General features: G+C 39.6%; 20 protein-coding genes. All 20 read left to right on the top strand.

The annotated features are described in order from the left end of the window. Nucleotides 1–4: 4 nt before the first annotated feature. Nucleotides 5–271 (top strand): flagellar hook-basal body complex protein FliE, encoded by a 267-nt coding sequence (gene fliE / locus LC091_RS06725; RefSeq protein ID WP_404819670.1) that lies wholly within the window; start codon nucleotides 5–7, stop codon nucleotides 269–271. A 110-nt stretch (nucleotides 272–381) separates the two neighbouring features. Further along, nucleotides 382–1,971 carry a flagellar basal-body MS-ring/collar protein FliF gene (gene fliF / locus LC091_RS06730; protein ID WP_226681268.1) on the top strand — a complete coding sequence of 530 codons (1,590 nt, stop codon included), beginning with the start codon at nucleotides 382–384 and terminating at the stop codon, nucleotides 1,969–1,971. An 18-nt stretch (nucleotides 1,972–1,989) separates the two neighbouring features. Then, nucleotides 1,990–3,009 (top strand): flagellar motor switch protein FliG, encoded by a 1,020-nt coding sequence (fliG, locus tag LC091_RS06735; RefSeq protein ID WP_226681269.1) that lies wholly within the window; start codon nucleotides 1,990–1,992, stop codon nucleotides 3,007–3,009. Next, nucleotides 3,002–3,772: a flagellar assembly protein FliH gene (gene fliH / locus LC091_RS06740; RefSeq protein ID WP_226681270.1), complete on the top strand. Its 771-nt coding sequence runs from the start codon at nucleotides 3,002–3,004 to the stop codon at nucleotides 3,770–3,772. Before fliG ends, fliH begins: the two co-directional genes overlap by 8 nt. 2 nt (nucleotides 3,773–3,774) lie before the next feature. Next, nucleotides 3,775–5,088, top strand: a complete 1,314-nt coding sequence (fliI, locus tag LC091_RS06745) for a flagellar protein export ATPase FliI (RefSeq protein ID WP_404819667.1) — start codon at nucleotides 3,775–3,777, stop codon at nucleotides 5,086–5,088. A 9-nt stretch (nucleotides 5,089–5,097) separates the two neighbouring features. Further along, nucleotides 5,098–5,547: a flagellar export protein FliJ gene (fliJ, locus tag LC091_RS06750; protein ID WP_226681271.1), complete on the top strand. Its 450-nt coding sequence runs from the start codon at nucleotides 5,098–5,100 to the stop codon at nucleotides 5,545–5,547. Nucleotides 5,548–5,554: 7 nt separating this feature from the next. Continuing rightward, nucleotides 5,555–6,130, top strand: a complete 576-nt coding sequence (locus LC091_RS06755) for a MotE family protein (RefSeq protein WP_226681272.1) — start codon at nucleotides 5,555–5,557, stop codon at nucleotides 6,128–6,130. Nucleotides 6,131–6,143: 13 nt separating this feature from the next. Beyond that, nucleotides 6,144–7,349: a flagellar hook-length control protein FliK gene (locus tag LC091_RS06760; protein WP_226681273.1), complete on the top strand. Its 1,206-nt coding sequence runs from the start codon at nucleotides 6,144–6,146 to the stop codon at nucleotides 7,347–7,349. After that, complete coding sequence (gene flgD, locus LC091_RS06765; RefSeq protein WP_226681274.1) at nucleotides 7,346–7,999, top strand: flagellar hook assembly protein FlgD; 654 nt, start codon at nucleotides 7,346–7,348, stop codon at nucleotides 7,997–7,999. Before LC091_RS06760 ends, flgD begins: the two co-directional genes overlap by 4 nt. A gap of 42 nt (nucleotides 8,000–8,041) precedes the next feature. Beyond that, nucleotides 8,042–9,523 carry a flagellar hook-basal body complex protein gene (locus LC091_RS06770; protein WP_226681275.1) on the top strand — a complete coding sequence of 494 codons (1,482 nt, stop codon included), beginning with the start codon at nucleotides 8,042–8,044 and terminating at the stop codon, nucleotides 9,521–9,523. A 40-nt stretch (nucleotides 9,524–9,563) separates the two neighbouring features. Further along, nucleotides 9,564–9,782 carry a flagellar FlbD family protein gene (locus tag LC091_RS06775; protein WP_226681276.1) on the top strand — a complete coding sequence of 73 codons (219 nt, stop codon included), beginning with the start codon at nucleotides 9,564–9,566 and terminating at the stop codon, nucleotides 9,780–9,782. After that, the gene (fliL, locus tag LC091_RS06780; RefSeq protein WP_226681277.1) at nucleotides 9,769–10,200 is read left to right on the top strand and encodes a flagellar basal body-associated protein FliL; all 432 of its coding nucleotides are present in this window, start codon (nucleotides 9,769–9,771) and stop codon (nucleotides 10,198–10,200) included. Before LC091_RS06775 ends, fliL begins: the two co-directional genes overlap by 14 nt. A 38-nt stretch (nucleotides 10,201–10,238) precedes the next feature. After that, nucleotides 10,239–11,237 (top strand): flagellar motor switch protein FliM, encoded by a 999-nt coding sequence (fliM, locus tag LC091_RS06785; protein ID WP_226681278.1) that lies wholly within the window; start codon nucleotides 10,239–10,241, stop codon nucleotides 11,235–11,237. Then, the gene (fliY, locus tag LC091_RS06790; RefSeq protein WP_226681279.1) at nucleotides 11,227–12,459 is read left to right on the top strand and encodes a flagellar motor switch phosphatase FliY; all 1,233 of its coding nucleotides are present in this window, start codon (nucleotides 11,227–11,229) and stop codon (nucleotides 12,457–12,459) included. Before fliM ends, fliY begins: the two co-directional genes overlap by 11 nt. Nucleotides 12,460–12,477: 18 nt before the next feature. Beyond that, entirely contained in the window at nucleotides 12,478–12,840 is a 363-nt protein-coding gene (locus tag LC091_RS06795; RefSeq protein ID WP_226681280.1) for a response regulator, read from the top strand. 2 nt (nucleotides 12,841–12,842) lie between these two features. Beyond that, the gene (locus LC091_RS06800; RefSeq protein WP_226681281.1) at nucleotides 12,843–13,523 is read left to right on the top strand and encodes a flagellar biosynthetic protein FliO; all 681 of its coding nucleotides are present in this window, start codon (nucleotides 12,843–12,845) and stop codon (nucleotides 13,521–13,523) included. After that, entirely contained in the window at nucleotides 13,520–14,185 is a 666-nt protein-coding gene (gene fliP, locus LC091_RS06805) for a flagellar type III secretion system pore protein FliP (protein WP_226681282.1), read from the top strand. Before LC091_RS06800 ends, fliP begins: the two co-directional genes overlap by 4 nt. A gap of 13 nt (nucleotides 14,186–14,198) precedes the next feature. Then, nucleotides 14,199–14,468 carry a flagellar biosynthesis protein FliQ gene (gene fliQ / locus LC091_RS06810; protein WP_010193366.1) on the top strand — a complete coding sequence of 90 codons (270 nt, stop codon included), beginning with the start codon at nucleotides 14,199–14,201 and terminating at the stop codon, nucleotides 14,466–14,468. Between the two features lie 4 nt (nucleotides 14,469–14,472). Next, nucleotides 14,473–15,249: a flagellar biosynthetic protein FliR gene (fliR, locus tag LC091_RS06815; protein ID WP_226681283.1), complete on the top strand. Its 777-nt coding sequence runs from the start codon at nucleotides 14,473–14,475 to the stop codon at nucleotides 15,247–15,249. Next, nucleotides 15,250–16,338: a flagellar biosynthesis protein FlhB gene (gene flhB, locus LC091_RS06820; RefSeq protein WP_226681284.1), complete on the top strand. Its 1,089-nt coding sequence runs from the start codon at nucleotides 15,250–15,252 to the stop codon at nucleotides 16,336–16,338. The last annotated feature ends 24 nt before the right edge of the window (nucleotides 16,339–16,362 follow it).

Genomic DNA, 16,362 nt, shown 5'->3' on the forward strand with positions numbered 1-16,362 from the left:
TCAAATGTTTCAGAATCTAAATAGTGTTCAGAAAACCAGTGGGGATGTGCATCAACAATTTTCCTCCTATTTGAAAGATGCACTGAACGAAGTAAACAATGCACAAGTTGCTTCCAATCAAATTACTACCAAGCTAGTCAATAACGAAGAAGTAGAGCTTCATGACGTACTGATTGCTCAGCAAAAAGCAAGTGTAGCCATGTCGCTTACGATGGAGGTAAGAAACAAAGGCGTAGAAGCATATCAGGAAATTATGAGAATGCAAGTGTAGATACATAAATAACTTTTGTCACCCAAGCGTGACTGTGATCTTACAGATAGAAAATGCGGTTATTTACTGCATAACTTTGCTGCAAGATAATAACCGGGGGAATTGGCGTAATGAAAGAGAGATTACAAGAAATAAAGACAAAAACTTTTTCCTTTTGGACTAATAGAACGAAAGCTCAAAAGACAGCAATGCTCAGTACAATTATCGTTTCCTTCTTTGCAATAGTTGCAATGGTCTACTTTCTGAATAAGACAGACATGGCTCCACTATACAAAGACTTGACCGTACAGGAAACAGGTCAAATTAAAGAAGTGCTAGACGGAAGAGGTATCCAATCACAGATAACAAATAACGGTACCGCTATCTTGGTTCCTCAACAATCGGTAGATTCATTGAAAGTAGAATTGGCAGCAGAGGGACTTCCGAAAAGCGGAAGCATCGATTATAGTTTTTTTGGAGAAAGATCAGGATTTGGAATGACAGATAATGAGTTCCGAATAATGAAGCTAGATGCGATGCAAACAGAACTCGTAAATTTGGTTAAAAGCATTGAAGGTGTGAAAAATGCTCAAGTCATGTTAAGCCTTCCAGAAGAAGGAGTATTTGTTAGGGAATCGACCCAGGAGGCATCAGCTTCCATCGTCATTGAAAACGATCCAGGGTACCAGTTTGACCAAAATAATGTAAATGCGCTCTACCATTTAGTTTCAAAGAGTATACCTAACTTATCTACCGATAATATCGTCATCATGAACCAAAACTTTGAGTATTTTGATTTAAAAAATAATCAAAGTTCGGGAAGTACATTCAATGCATCCACCCAATTGGAATTAAAGAAGGAAATTGAAAGAGACATTCAAAGACAGGTCCAGCAGATGCTCGGAATGATGATGGGGTATAACAAAGTAGTAGTTTCGGTGACAACTGACATAGACTTTACCCAGGAAGCAAGGGAAGAGAATACGGTAACACCAGTTGACCCTGAAAACATGGAAGGTATCGCAGTAAGCGTTGAACGGATTACAGAGAGTTATACAGGTAGCGAAGATAGTGCTGGTGGGGTGACAGGTACTGGTGAAGCAGATATTCCTGCATATGTAGCCGGAGGAGGCACTGGCAGTGGTGACTATGAAAGAATGGAAGAAAGAATCAATAATGAAGTCAATAGAATCAGATCTGAAATAGTAGAAAGTCCTTATAAGGTAAGAGATTTGGGTATCCAAGTCATGGTTGAGCCTCCTGTAGCTGATGATCCGCTATCAATGCAGGAAAATACGATTGATGATATTAGACAAATTTTAAGTACGATTGTCCGAACAACCATTGACAAAAATATGTTAGGGGAAGACCCTGAACTAGCTGACATTGATGAGAAAATTGTTGTTTCCGTTCAAGAGTTCAATGGAAAAGTGGAAATGGAAGAAGCAAAAGAATCTGCAATACCGACTTGGGTATATATTGCCGCAGGAATCCTCCTAGCTGTTATTCTCTTGTTATTATTCCTCCTATTCAGACGTAATGGAAAAGAGGAAGAGGAAGAAGTAATAATTACAGAAGAGGAGACGGTCCAATTCCAAGTGCCGGATATTAACAATGAAAAAGAGTCGGAAAGTTCAGCGCGCCGAAAACAACTAGAAAAAATGGCAAAAGAGAAGCCAGACGAATTTGCAAAACTTTTACGTTCATGGTTGTCGGAATAGAAGGGGAGGGAGACGAATATGGCAAAGGCAACACCGGCAAAATCCTTTTCAAATAAGCAAAAGGCAGCCATCTTATTGATCTCGCTTGGTCCGGATGTTTCGGCTTCCGTTTACAAGCATTTATCTGAAGAAGAAATTGAAAAATTAACACTTGAAATCAGCGGCGTCCGTACAGTCGATTCTCATATCAAGGAGGATGTTCTGGAGGAATTTCACCAAATCGCACTTGCTCAAGATTATATCTCTCAAGGTGGGATTGGCTACGCCAAAACCGTTTTAGAAAAAGCATTGGGCAAAGACCAGGCAACAGCTATCATCACAAGGCTAACCTCTTCTTTGCAAGTGAAACCATTTGACTTTGCAAGAAAAGCCGATGCTTCACAAATTTTGAATTTTATTCAAAACGAACACCCACAAACGATTGCGCTTGTCTTATCCTACTTGGAGCCGACAAAGTCCGGTCAAATATTATCAGAGTTACCTCAAGAATTACAGGCGGATATTGCCAAAAGGATTGCAGTCATGGACAGTACTTCACCTGAAATTATAAATGAGGTGGAGCAAATCTTGGAACGAAAGCTTTCTACTACAGTTACTCGTGATTATACAAACACTGGCGGAATTGACTCGGTTGTGGAAGTGTTAAATCAAGTGGACAGAAGTACAGAAAGAACCATCCTTGACTCCTTGGAAATTCAAGACCCTGAATTGGCAGAGGAAATCAAGAAACGTATGTTTGTCTTTGAAGACATTGTTACGCTCGATAATATGGCCATTCAGCGAGTGATACGTGATGTGGAAAATGAAGATATGATGCTTGCACTGAAGGTTGCCAGTGAAGAGGTCAAAGAAATTGTATTTAAGAATATGTCTAAACGAATGGTAGAAACGATGAAAGACGATATGGAATACATGGGCCCTGTTCGCTTAAAAGATGTGGAAGAATCTCAGTCTAGAATCGTAGGCATCATCAGAAAGCTTGAAGAAGCTGGGGAAATTGTCATTGCTCGTGGCGGAGGAGATGACATCATTGTCTAGGTTAATAAAATCTTTTTCTCTAAAAGAAGGGAATTCAGAATCTGTTTCCATAAAAGTTGCTCCTATTTTCAACAAGAAGCAAGCGGATGCAAAAGCAGAAACAGTCCTTGGTCATAGTATAGAATCCATAAATCGTGCCATCGAAAAGGCAAACCGTGAGGCCGCCGATATTTTGGAACAGGCATCCTTGGAGAAACAAACTGCTGCAAAGAAGATTGAAGAGGATAAGAAAGCCTGGGAATCAGAGAAAGAGTCTTGGATGCAAAAAGCATATGATGAAGGCCATGATCAAGGATATCAAGCAGGGGAAAAACTGGCACAAGCTTTATATGAAGAAAAGCTTAACGAGGCTAACGAAATTATTGAGCTTGCCAAACTTCATTATAATGAAAAGCTTGACAGCTCATTGGAGTCCATCGTCATGCTCAGTGTAAAAGTGGCAGAAAAGATTATTGGAACTTCCTTGGATTCAGATCCTTCATTTTTTACGAAGTTGGTTCAAACAGCTCTTAAAGAAGTCAAAGAAAAAGAAGAAATAAAAATTTATGTAAGCCCTAAACAATACCCAATTCTTGTGATGAATAAACAGATTTTGCAAAATATTATCAATAGCCAATATGAGCTTATCATTTATCCTGACTCGGAGTTGCAAGACGACGGATGCTGGATTGATTCAACTGCAGGCAGAATCGATGTATCTATTGATACTCAGTTGAAGGAGATTAAAGAACATCTTTTGCAACTTGTGAGAGTGGAGTTGTAACCATGTTGACAATAGAAGACTTGCTGCAAGAAATAGAAACAATGAGTCCATATAGACGATACGGAAAAGTAAAAAGGGTTATTGGGCTGATGATTGAGTCCAAGGGGCCAGAGAGCTCCATTGGGGATGTATGCAATATCATCATCCATAAAAAGAAAAAAAGAATCGTACAAGCAGAAGTCGTAGGATTCAGAGATGACCACGTTATCTTAATGCCATTTACTGATATTCAGGATATTGGACCAGGATGTATGGTGGAGGCCACAAATAACCCTTTAGAGATTAGAATCGGTGAAGAGTTAAGGGGGAAGGTGCTCGACGCAATGGGGAAACAGCTTAACCCAGAGGAAGAATTACCTGTCGGCTTAGGTAAGTACCCTACAGACCAAGCACCTCCAAATCCAATGACGCGTCCTTCTATTACAGAAGAGTTGGAAGTCGGAGTTAAAGTCATTGACGGCCTTCTTACAGTCGGAAAAGGTCAGAGGGTCGGAATCTTTGCTGGAAGTGGAGTTGGTAAAAGTACACTTCTTGGCATGATTGCACGAAACACACATGCTGATATTAATGTGATAGCACTAATAGGAGAACGTGGCAGGGAAGTGCGAGACTTTTTGGAACGTGACCTCGGTCCTGAAGGTTTAAAACGATCTATCGTTATAGTGGCTACATCCGATCAACCGGCCCTTATGCGTATAAAAGGCGCATATACAGCTACGGCAATTTCGGAGTATTTCCGAGATATGGGCTATAATGTCATGCTTATGATGGATTCGGTGACAAGGGTGGCAATGGCTCAGCGAGAAGTTGGATTGGCGGTTGGAGAACCTCCGACTACCAAAGGGTATACTCCTAGCGTATTTTCCATGCTGCCTAAATTATTGGAAAGAACTGGCACAAACCAGCATGGGTCCATCACGGCCTTTTACACAGTATTAGTGGATGGGGATGACATGAATGAGCCAATCGCTGATACTGTCCGGGGGATATTAGACGGCCATTTCGTGTTAGATAGAGATCTTGCAAATAAGGGCCAATACCCTGCAATTAACGTGTTAAAAAGTGTCAGTCGGGTCATGAACCATATTGTCGATAATGAACATAAAAGAGCTGCGGAATCCATGAGGGAAAAGCTTTCAAAATATTACCAAGCAGAAGACCTTATTAATATAGGGGCCTATAAGCGCGGAAGCTCCAGAGAAATTGATGATGCCATTCAATCCTACCCTGCCATCATAAACTATTTAAAACAAGAAGTTGATGATAGCTGGAAGTTTGCTGATACCAAAAAAGAACTAACAAACTTAATGAAGTAGGTGATAGGCATGTCTGTTAGAAAAGGACGTTTAGAAAAACTGTTGGTGGTGAAAAAAGCCGAAAAAGATCAGGCAAGTTCAGAGTATCAAAGTGCCATTTCACAGTTTGAAACAGAAGGGCAAGCCTTATATGAGCTTTTAAAGAAAAAAGAACAATTAGATGAAGTGTTGCAAGTTAGCCTCCAAAGGGGAATACCAATAGAATCTCTTAAACAGCAACAATTCTTCATGGGTAATTTGGAGAAAAACCTGCTTCATCAACAGAAAAAAGTTAGCCATGCTAGAGCATTCATGAATCTAAAAGAAGAAAAACTGAAAGAACAATCAGTAGAATGTAAAAAATATGAAGTGTTGGATAACAAAGAAAAACTTTATTGGAAGCAAAATGATCTTAAAGTGGAGGCAACATTTATTGACGAAATCTCCATTCTTCAATATTCGCAACACACGAATAGGTGAATAAAAAATGAAAAAAGAAAAACAAACAGAAGAAGTAGAAGAAAAATATACATTCCTGCAAAAGCTTTTGTATTTGTTTATCATTCCGCTCCTTTTCACACTTGTCATTGTACTCGGCTATTTGACGTATGAGGGGAAAAATATATTCGAAGTTGCCCAATCTTTTCTCCCAGCCAAGGAAGAAATAATTACAACGGAAAAAGGTAAAGAGGAGGAAGAAGCTTCATCATCTAAACAAAAAGACAACACGAATCCTTCACAAGAGATCATACTTTTAGAAAGGCAAATTAGTGAAAAGGAAAGGGAAATCACTAAGCTTGTTGCAAGTCTAGAAGAAGCGAATAATAAAATAGAAGATTTGGAGAAACAAAAACAAGAAATAAAATCTTCAACCAAAGAGTTGGCCAAGCTATATGAAGGAATGTCGACAAAAAAAGCCGCTCAAATTTTGGTGGAACTAGATGAAGAGATGGTACTCCTAATCTTAAATGAATTAAGCACCTCCAAAACATCTTCTATATTAGGACAACTTGAACCAGAACAGGCAGCAAGATTTACGGAACTACTAGCCGATAATGAATAGGTTTTAGAAAGGAATGAAAGAAGTGAACTTTTTTGTAACAGGTGAAGCTTCTGCTTCCGTCGGAACAAGCAAGAAAATGAGTCTAGACGGAATGAAAAAGTCAGAGCAATTAACCGAAAATGAGTCGGGCAGTTTCCGTTCCATCTTGTCTGAAAGTATCCTATCCGCTATGTTGTCAATTTCTTTGCCTGATAGTGAGAAGGTTGGAGAAGAAAATGCCGCAATGGAGAAATTGATGGAAGAAATGGATGACATCATGACATTGCAGCTTGCCATGCTTAATGAACTTCAAGAATGGCATAACATGCAGACAGATGCTGCTGATACTAAAGAACTTCCAGAAGAATACTTCCATATCTTAGAGGAAGTGATGGCGATGATGTCCCTCCTCTCCAATCTTGAGGGCAATATTCCAGGGAAAGTAGATAAACAGTTGATACAACCATTCACTCAGCTATCAGAAAAAGTGATGAGTTTTATGAAAAGTTATATGACGCCAATGGATGAAAAAACAGATTTACAAATACCTTCTAAAGAAAAGTCAAACATACAAGATCTTTTAAAAGCTATAAACTCCAAGATGGGGAAGGTAGAGCAGATGATAAGGGTAGCGATCCCGACCTTACATACACCCATACCTGATTCTCCTTCTTTAAAAACAGCTTTTACGCCTAATAATGAAACGTTTCTACAAAATGGTCCTGTGACATTGAGTATGTTACAACAACCTAAACAAACAACCGTCCAATGGGTAGTTGATACAACTTCCAATGAGGTTGCACGAGAACAGTTGATGCAAAAGCTTGAAGGTATTTTATCCAAAACAACTACAAGACTAGTAAATGGTAATCAGTCCATGACCATCAGATTAGCTCCAGAGCATCTAGGAACATTACATATAAAAATGCAGGAAACGCAGAACGGCTTAGTTACTAAACTTATTGTCCATTCCAAATCTGCTGCATCGCTTCTTGAAGGCGGGCTTGCTAATTTAAAGCAGACTCTTGCTCAGGCAAATGCGAATATGGATAAGATCGAAGTTGTGTTTTTAGATCAAGATCACAAACTACCACAACAGCATAAAGGAACAAATGAAGAAAATGCCCAACAAAGGCAAGCTTTTAAGCAGGACAAGCAACAAGACGATGCCAATCAATCTTTTGAAGATGTCCTATTAGAAGAGTTAGAAATAAAAATACCTGAAGGTGAGAGAACATGACCAATACCATTTCATCTGATCTTTACATTCAGAACCGGCCGGTGGAAACATCCAAACAGAACAATGTAATGGGAAAAGACGACTTTCTACGTCTCCTTATTGCACAATTGCAAAATCAAGATCCTTTAAATCCGATGGAAGATAGAGAATTTATTGCCCAAATGGCAAACTTTTCATCGCTTGAACAGATGGCTAACTTGAATAAGAGCATGGAAGGTTTTATAGACACCCAGAATAAAATGAATGTACTCTCCCTGCAACAGTATCTAGGCTCAGAGCTCACATGGCAGCATACGTATATGGTGGAAAACGAACCATTCGTAGAGATGAAGAACGGTAGGGTCACAAGTATCTCCATGCAAGACGGAAAGGCGAGACTTATCATGGACGATGGAAGTGACATCACAGTTGAGCAAATCACAAAAGTGAATCAGTCTGGTGATGCTTCACAAGGTGGAAATGCTCCTCTATTATCAGCAGGTCACCTTATAGGAAAGAAAGTTTCTGTCAAATTCGGAGAAGAATCCTATGAAAATGTCTTTGTTAACTCCGTACTTACCAAGGATGGGAAAATTCATTTCACCGTTACAGATGGGCGTTTGTCTGATGAAAAGATTCCGCTTGATGCCATCTATCAAATTACGCAATAAGGATAAATTGTAGAACAGAAAGCAATCTAAGGGGGAAAAAGAATGTTACGTTCCATGTATTCAAGTATCGGAGCACTAAGAAACTTTCAAACTAAACTAGATGTGATTGGTAACAATATTGCAAATGTCAATACTTATGGCTTTAAAAAAGGCAGAGCGACTTTTCAAGAAATGATGGTCCAACAATTGTCAGGTGCAAGCGGTCCTGCAGCAGGAAAAGGTGGAGTTAATGCGAAGCAAATCGGCTTAGGGTCCATGATCAGTACGATAGATACCATCCAGACTCAAGGGTCACTGCAAACTACTGCAAGACCACTTGATCTAGCCTTATCCGGAGATGGATTCTTCGCAGTAGCCTCCATTGCAGATGTTACAAGAGTGAATGTTGATAGTGACACCAATTATGGTGATAACAAGATACTAGGTGGCGCCATTAACAATGCGGTAGCAATGAACTATACAAGATCAGGGAACTTCTACCTTGATAATAACGGATACATCGTGAATTCTAATGGGATGTATTTGATCGGGGAAACAGGAGAGAAGAAGATTCCAAACGATCAAATCATGGCAGCATCTAATGCAGCATTGAATGCAGGTGAGATATTTTTTGATGAGTACAGGGACTTCAGAAATGACACAAATAAATATCTTGACCTTGCAATGAAGTTCTTGGAGGCTCAACGGACATTTGAGGATGCTGAAAAAGCGAATCTGGAATCAGGCGGAACTGATCCTCAACTTGCAGCAGCGGCGACAGCGGCAGAAACAGCAAGGAATAATGCAGCGACCCAATTCAATGATTTCAATACAGATATCTATGTTAATCAGAGAACAGCTTTCGTAACATCAGCCCAAAACATGAACAATGGAATTGATAGTTTTATAGGGCAGACTGGTGAAATTGCTTACAGAATGATTGACCCAGTTGTCCAGGACCCTACCATTCCGATACCTAACGGAGCAACAGCCAATGTCAATGATCTTTCAAATCTCGTAAGCTATGCACAATCTGTAAAGACAAGTCTAGACACAGCATATAAAACGTTTGAGAACTTTATTGCCAAAGCTGAAATGATTCAACAACCTACATGGACAGATTCATTAAGCGGCAGTCCTGGTCTAATTCAGATTCCGCCAAACGCAAGGAGCTTTAGTATCTCCGGTGATGGGAAAGTGAACTTCATCGATCAGTTCGGTGACTTAAAAGTTGCTGGTCAGTTAATGTTGGCAAAGTTTCCAAATGATGCTGGTTTAGAAAGAATCGGAGAAAATTTATTCCAACAATCCAACAACTCGGGGACAATGGATAAAAATGGAGACGGCATTCAACTAGAGGAGATGTTCAGACCTGGTGACGATGGTGCTGCATCCATTATTTCTGGCACACTCGAAATGTCCAATGTGGACTTATCTGAGGAGTTTACGGAGATGATCACAGCTCAGAGAGGATTCCAAGCGAACACGAGAATCATCACGACATCAGATGAAATTCTTCAAGAGCTTGTCAATCTGAAGCGATAAAGGGGGAAGGGCTGAGTTGGAATAACTTAGCCCGACTGAAATGGTAAAGCTAACAAAGCTCAACGGGAGGCCTTTTGCGCTCAATGTATGGTTGATTGAGCAGGTAGAGGAAACACCTGATACCATGATTACCTTAAATAATGGTAAAAAGGTGATAGTCAAAGAGAGAATGGAAGAAGTGGTTCTGCGTTGCAAAGAGTTCTTTGCTCACATGCATCATGGGTCACATTTGGAGGGTAAAAAAGATGTTTCGCAATAAATTACTTAATATCATGATCATTATCCTTCTTGGTATATCACTTATAGGAGTAATCGCATTGGTTACTGTGGATAAATTCTATGCGGATGATTCAACTGAAGAGCCCACCATTGATGAAATCATCAAGCACTCCGTTGATTTTGATGAAATGACAATGAACTTGCAAAGCGGTGGCTATATACGTTTGAAGATGAAGGTCCAAACAGATAGTAAAAAAGCGACGGAAGAACTATTGAAAAGAGATTTTCAGGTTCAAAACATCGTGATTCACCAAATTGCCAGCAAAACTGCATCTGATTTTGAAGGTGAAAAAGGTCTGACTCAACTGGAAGAGGAAATCAAACAAAAAATCAATGAAGTGATGCAGGACGGAGAAATCGTGAAAGTATATACTACCTCCTTTCTCCTTCAAAATTAATCACCCATGAGATCCATGTAAATTAGGAGGTGGTGGATATGTCGACAGAAGTAATGTCACAAAGTGAAATCGATGCGCTACTTTCAGCCTTATCAACAGGGGAAATGAACGCCGAGGAGCTAAAAAAAGAAAATCAGGAGAAAAAAGTTAAGGTTTATGACTTTAAAAGGGCACTTCGGTTTTCCAAAGATCAAATCAGAAACTTAACAAGAATTCATGAAAACTTTGCTAGATTATTAACGACCTATTTTTCTGCTCAACTGCGAACTTACATACAGATAAGTGTTGCATCTGTAGATCAACTGCCTTATGAAGAATTCATTCGTTCGATACCTAAAATGACCATTCTGAATGTATTTGAAGTGGCGCCACTTGAAGGAAGGGTAGTTCTTGAAATAAACCCAACTATTGCGTATGCAATGCTTGACAGGCAACTTGGAGGCAAGGGGACAGGCGTTAACAAGGTGGACAGCTTAACAGAAATAGAAACGAAACTTATGACAACACTTTTTGAGGGAGCCATTGAGAATTTCGGCGAAGCTTGGGATACGATAGCCGATATTCAACCTTTTCTTTCAGATCTAGAAGTGAACCCACAGTTTTTGCAATTAGTTTCTCCGAATGAAACAGTAATCGTCATATCGATGAATATTACTATCGGTGAAGTAACAGGGATGATCAATATATGTATTCCCCATGTAGTTTTGGAGCCGGTTATCCCAAAATTATCTGCTCACTATTGGATGGAAGAGAAAAACAAAGTGAGGCAGGATCATGAGATAGCAACTCTAGAAAAAGCGATCAGGGCCACTGCATTAACGGTTACGACGGAATTGGGGAACTCAGAAATATCTTTTTCAGATCTATTGAACATAACAATTGGTGATGTACTTCCATTACAACAGAAGATAGATGAGCCTATAGTAGTCAAAGTGGACAATAAACCTAGTTTTTATGGACAGGTCGGCCAGGTAAAGAAAAATATGGCCGTACAGATTTTAGAAAAAATCAAGGAGGGTTACGAGGATGATGAGTGATGGAATGTTATCTCAAGATGAGATAGATGCGTTGCTTCGAGGTACAGATAGCAACAATGAAGAACCCCTCTTTGTTGATCTTAATATTGAAGAATATCTATCTACAATGGAGCAGGATGCGCTTGGTGAAATTGGCAATATATCGTTTGGCAGTTCCGCAACCGCTTTATCCACTTTATTGAATCAGAAAGTTCAAATTACAACACCAAAGGTCACTTTGGTAGAAAAAAGCAGGCTGGAAAGTGAATTTCCAGATCCTTATGTAGCAATACGAGTTAGTTACACAGAAGGTTTTTCCGGATCTAACATACTAGTAGTCGAACAAAGGGACGCTGCCATCATTGCAGACTTGATGCTTGGAGGAACAGGGGAAAACCCTCAAAATGAATTTGATGAAATTCACTTGAGTGCCGTCCATGAAGCAATGAATCAGATGATGGGCTCTGCCGCTACTTCGATGTCGACGGTGTTCGAAAAAAAGATTGATATTTCTCCGCCTTCTGTTATGTTAATCGATTTTAAAGCAGGTGATGGGACTGCTGAGATGCCGGAAGATGAATTATTAATCAAAGTGGCATTCTCCATTAAGATTGGCAAGTTAATCGATTCATCCATCATGCAAATACTTCCCTATCACTTCGCAAAGAAATTAGTGGAAGAACTACTGCACCGTGACGATGAAACCAGTCAAACTTCACACGTTATCGAAGAAATAGAAACACCAAGAAGTCAAGTGAGTGAGTCTTCCTATGAACAACGTAATCAAGCCCAAACGGCTTCCACTCCAGATTACTATCAAAGAGATGAAGAGCGTACCGTAGCAGAAACTCCAATAAAAGAACATGCCTATGCAGGCGGACATGAAAGACCTAGCAATCCTGCACCAAGACCTCAGCAAGCAGTCAATGTGCAACCTGCAGTCTTCACGAACTTTGAAGAAACAACAGTGGAAGAATCGGAACCAAATAACTTAAGTATGCTCTTGGATATACCTCTTCAGGTTACGGTGGAACTAGGAAGAACGAAGCGTTCTGTCAAAGACATCCTTGAATTGTCAACGGGCTCCATTATTGAACTGGATAAGCTTGCAGGAGAACCGGTGGATATTCTTGTGAATAATAAACTTATCGCTCAAGGTGAAGTGGTAGTGATAGATGAGAGTTTTGGAGTAAGAGTAACAGATATTGTAAGTCAAACAGATAGAATTAGAAAACTTCGATAGATCCTAGGAGGAAATAACATGAGTAAAAGAATTTTAATAGTTGATGATGCGGCATTTATGAGAATGATGATAAAGGATATTCTGACGAAAAACGGCTATGACGTTGTTGGTGAAGCAGCGGATGGCATGCAAGCGGTGGAAAAATACAAAGAACACCACCCAGATCTAGTTACCATGGATATTACTATGCCTGAAATGGATGGAATCACTGCCCTAAAAGAAATCAAAGAGATCAATCCGAATGCAAAAGTCATTATGTGTTCTGCAATGGGACAACAAGCAATGGTTATTGATGCAATCCAGGCGGGTGCGAAAGACTTCATCGTAAAACCTTTCCAAGCGGATCGAGTGATTGAAGCTATCCACAAAACTCTTTCATAGAGGTGTCTGTTTTGTATGCCAACAAGATATTACGTAGTTTACTAGTTGTGGTTTTTCTATTTTCATTGCCGATGACAGGCTTTGCAGATAAGAAAGAAGGTCTGAATGATAGTGTTTATAACCAAATACAAGACCAAAAACCACAAACTGACCAAACAGAAGGAGAACTAAACACTCCTTCTGAAGGTGAAAAGGATATTTTGGAGCAAAAGCCGCCATCTGTTTCCTTTTTTGATTTTATTAAAATGATATTCGCCCTGCTATTTGTATTGGCCTTGCTCTATGGAGCGTTGAAGCTAATCAATAGCAGAAATAAGCTAGACAGTGGCCGTTCGGTTGAAAATATTGGAGGGACGAACCTCGGAAACAACAAATCTCTTCAACTTGTTAAAGTGGGAAACAGTGTATTGGTTGTCGGGGTGGGGGACTCCATCAATCTACTGAAAGAAATAACAGATGAGCAAGAACGGGAACAACTGATTCAGTCCTACAGAGAACGTTCAGAGAATATGACAATCAATTCCGATAAGCTTACAGGTCTGGTGGAAAAGTTTAAAGGAATGCAGAAAACAAAAAGCCAATCAAGCTTTTCTTCTCTTTTACAAGATCAATTAGGTCAGTTATCTAAAGATCGAAAAAAGAAGTTGACTGAAATGGATGATAAAAAGGAGTATGGGCAATGACGGAATTCATGGAACTGTTTAGTGGAAATGAAGCGTCAACTGTCTCCACATCCGTACAGCTATTATTATTACTTACTATTTTCTCTTTAGCGCCAGCGATACTAATTTTGATGACGAGTTTTACGAGGATAATTATTGTATTATCGTTTGTCCGGACATCACTTGCCACCCAGTCGATGCCGCCTAACCAAGTTTTAATAGGTCTTGCATTGTTTTTGACTTTCTTTATTATGGCACCAACATTTTCACAAGTGAACGATCAGGCGTTACAGCCTCTTTTCAATGAAGAAATTACACTTGAAGAGGCATATGAAAAGGCGAGCATCCCTTTAAAGGAATTTATGAGCAAACATACGAGACAAAAGGACCTGGCATTATTTATCGATTATGCAGGAATGGAAAGACCTGAAAGCATTGAAGATATACCTCTTACCGTTCTAGTCCCTGCGTTTGCGATCAGCGAATTAAAAACCGCCTTTCAGATCGGCTTTATGATCTTTATTCCCTTCCTTGTCATTGACATGGTTGTCGCAAGTGTTTTGATGAGTATGGGTATGATGATGTTACCGCCTGTTATGATTTCCTTGCCTTTCAAGATTTTATTGTTTGTCCTTGTGGATGGTTGGTATTTAATCGTGAAATCTTTATTGCAAACATTTTGAATGAGGTGTAAAAATGAGCCCGGAATTTGTAATATCTATGGCAGAACGAGGAGTATATACGATTCTATTAATTAGCGCACCTCTTCTGATACTCGCTTTGGTCGTGGGCTTAATTGTAAGTATCTTTCAAGCAACTACCCAGATCCAAGAGCAAACACTTGCTTTTATACCAAAAATTGTAGCGGTATTAGTGGGATTGGTTGTTTTTGGACCATGGATGCTGTCCAACATGCTTTCCTATGCTTTGGAAATCTTCAATAATATTCACCGGTATGTGAGTTAATCGCATGTTAGAATGGGTGAACTATTTTCCGGCATTTTTATTGGTTTTAACAAGAGTGACGGCCTTTTTTGTTACCCTTCCACTCTTTTCTTATCGGAATGTACCTTCCACTTTTAAAGTGGGTCTCGGTTTTTTCTTTGCACTTGTCATGTCTTTCTCATTAGACCTCCCCGTCATCGGAATTGATGGGACATATATTATGTTGGTCATAAAAGAGTTGATGGTGGGATTGCTGATAGGTCTGGTCGCATATATCGTCTTATCTGCCATTCAAATAGCTGGTGGATTCATCGACTTTCAAATGGGCTTTGCGATTGCAAATGTAATTGATCCGCAAACAGGCATTCAGAGTCCAATCATGGGTCAATTTTTCTACACATTCGCTTTATTGCTCCTATTGGCTGTTAACGGACACCATTTAATGATGGATGGTATTTTTTACAGCTATGAACTCATAGCCGTCACGCAAGCTTGGATACCACTAGGGGAAGCACAAGTGTTTGAATTTGTCCTAAAAACGATCAACACCATGTTTGTCATTGCTCTTCAACTAGCTATCCCAATAGTTGGTGTTCTCTTTTTAGTTGATGTGGCATTGGGAATCGTCGCTAGGACTGTTCCGCAGCTTAATGTTTTTGTGGTGGGTCTTCCTTTGAAGATAGGGGTAAGTTTTATTACGATCATATTTTCACTCACCATCCTTTTCACCCTGTTTTATAAGCTCTTTGAACTCATGCTTTATACCATGAGAGGCTTAATGGAATTGCTTGGAGGTATCTAGATGACAAATTGGGTTAGGTTAGACCTGCAGTATTTCAGTGGTGAAAAGACGGAGAAAGCGACACCGAAAAAGAAGCAGGATACAAGGAAAAAAGGGCAGGTTGCCAAAAGTGCAGATGTGAATACTTCCTTCGTATTAATTGCAGTTTTCTTATGTCTGTTTGCAATTGGCCCTTGGATGAAGGTAGAGATCTTAAAGCTGTTTGAACATTCCTTCCGTGTTTATCTGCTCGAGGAAGTGACGGTCCAAAAAGTTCATATGATTTTTGTGGAATTAATTATGCAATTAATTTGGATAGTCGGACCTATCATGCTTGCTGCTTTCCTTGGGGCAGTTATAGCAAATTATCTTCAAGTAGGACCGTTATTTTCGACAGAAGCGATACATATGAAACTAAATAAGCTAGATCCCATACAAGGATTCAAAAGGATCTATTCCGTTAGAGCGATAGTCGAATTTGTTAAGTCTATGCTGAAAATTGTTTTTGTAGGGGTTATCACTTTTTCTATTTTGTGGATGAGTATGGAAGAAGTGCTGATTCTTTCTCAAAAGAACTTGCATGAAGCGTTTGCCTTCTTAGGGAATTTGACAGTGAGAATGGGGTTATTTGCAGGTGGAGCATTATTGTTTTTATCCATTTTCGATTATTTATATCAAAAGTATGATTATGAAAAGAACATCCGAATGTCCAAGCACGATGTAAAGGATGAGTACAAAAAAGCGGAAGGAGATCCGCTGATTAAATCAAAAATCAAGCAAAAACAACGGGAAATGGCGATGCAGAGGATGATGCAGGATGTTCCTGGGGCAGATGTTATCATTACAAACCCGACCCATTATGCGATTGCATTGAAATATGATGAATCAAAAGGTGATGCACCGATCGTGCTTGCAAAAGGCGTAGATTATGTCGCCAAAAAGATAAAAGAAAAGGCAAAAGAGCATAACATCGTCACAGTGGAAAATAAACCGTTAGCCCGGTCCCTTTATAGCCAAGCCGAAATAGGAGATGCCATTCCTGAAGAATTCTTCCAGGCGGTTGCAGAGATTCTGGCCTATGTTTACCGGTTACAAAATCAAGTGAAATGATGGTTGAAAGAAAAGGAGAGATAG

This window comes from Sutcliffiella horikoshii, assembly GCF_020524325.1.
Taxonomy (GTDB): Bacteria; Bacillota; Bacilli; order Bacillales; family Bacillaceae_I; genus Sutcliffiella_A; species Sutcliffiella_A horikoshii_D.

Excerpts from the sequence above, each read along its gene's own strand:
- fliE (WP_404819670.1), top strand. The coding sequence starts at position 5 with ATGTTTCAGAATCTAAATAGTGTTCAGAAAACCAGTGGGGATGTGCAT.
- fliF (WP_226681268.1), top strand. The coding sequence starts at position 382 with ATGAAAGAGAGATTACAAGAAATAAAGACAAAAACTTTTTCCTTTTGG.
- fliG (WP_226681269.1), top strand. The coding sequence starts at position 1,990 with ATGGCAAAGGCAACACCGGCAAAATCCTTTTCAAATAAGCAAAAGGCA.
- fliI (WP_404819667.1), top strand. The coding sequence starts at position 3,775 with ATGTTGACAATAGAAGACTTGCTGCAAGAAATAGAAACAATGAGTCCA.
- fliJ (WP_226681271.1), top strand. The coding sequence starts at position 5,098 with ATGTCTGTTAGAAAAGGACGTTTAGAAAAACTGTTGGTGGTGAAAAAA.
- LC091_RS06755 (WP_226681272.1), top strand. The coding sequence starts at position 5,555 with ATGAAAAAAGAAAAACAAACAGAAGAAGTAGAAGAAAAATATACATTC.
- LC091_RS06760 (WP_226681273.1), top strand. The coding sequence starts at position 6,144 with ATGAAAGAAGTGAACTTTTTTGTAACAGGTGAAGCTTCTGCTTCCGTC.
- flgD (WP_226681274.1), top strand. The coding sequence starts at position 7,346 with ATGACCAATACCATTTCATCTGATCTTTACATTCAGAACCGGCCGGTG.
- LC091_RS06770 (WP_226681275.1), top strand. The coding sequence starts at position 8,042 with ATGTTACGTTCCATGTATTCAAGTATCGGAGCACTAAGAAACTTTCAA.
- LC091_RS06775 (WP_226681276.1), top strand. The coding sequence starts at position 9,564 with ATGGTAAAGCTAACAAAGCTCAACGGGAGGCCTTTTGCGCTCAATGTA.
- fliL (WP_226681277.1), top strand. The coding sequence starts at position 9,769 with ATGTTTCGCAATAAATTACTTAATATCATGATCATTATCCTTCTTGGT.
- fliM (WP_226681278.1), top strand. The coding sequence starts at position 10,239 with ATGTCGACAGAAGTAATGTCACAAAGTGAAATCGATGCGCTACTTTCA.
- fliY (WP_226681279.1), top strand. The coding sequence starts at position 11,227 with ATGATGAGTGATGGAATGTTATCTCAAGATGAGATAGATGCGTTGCTT.
- LC091_RS06795 (WP_226681280.1), top strand. The coding sequence starts at position 12,478 with ATGAGTAAAAGAATTTTAATAGTTGATGATGCGGCATTTATGAGAATG.
- fliP (WP_226681282.1), top strand. The coding sequence starts at position 13,520 with ATGACGGAATTCATGGAACTGTTTAGTGGAAATGAAGCGTCAACTGTC.
- fliQ (WP_010193366.1), top strand. The coding sequence starts at position 14,199 with ATGAGCCCGGAATTTGTAATATCTATGGCAGAACGAGGAGTATATACG.
- fliR (WP_226681283.1), top strand. The coding sequence starts at position 14,473 with ATGTTAGAATGGGTGAACTATTTTCCGGCATTTTTATTGGTTTTAACA.
- flhB (WP_226681284.1), top strand. The coding sequence starts at position 15,250 with ATGACAAATTGGGTTAGGTTAGACCTGCAGTATTTCAGTGGTGAAAAG.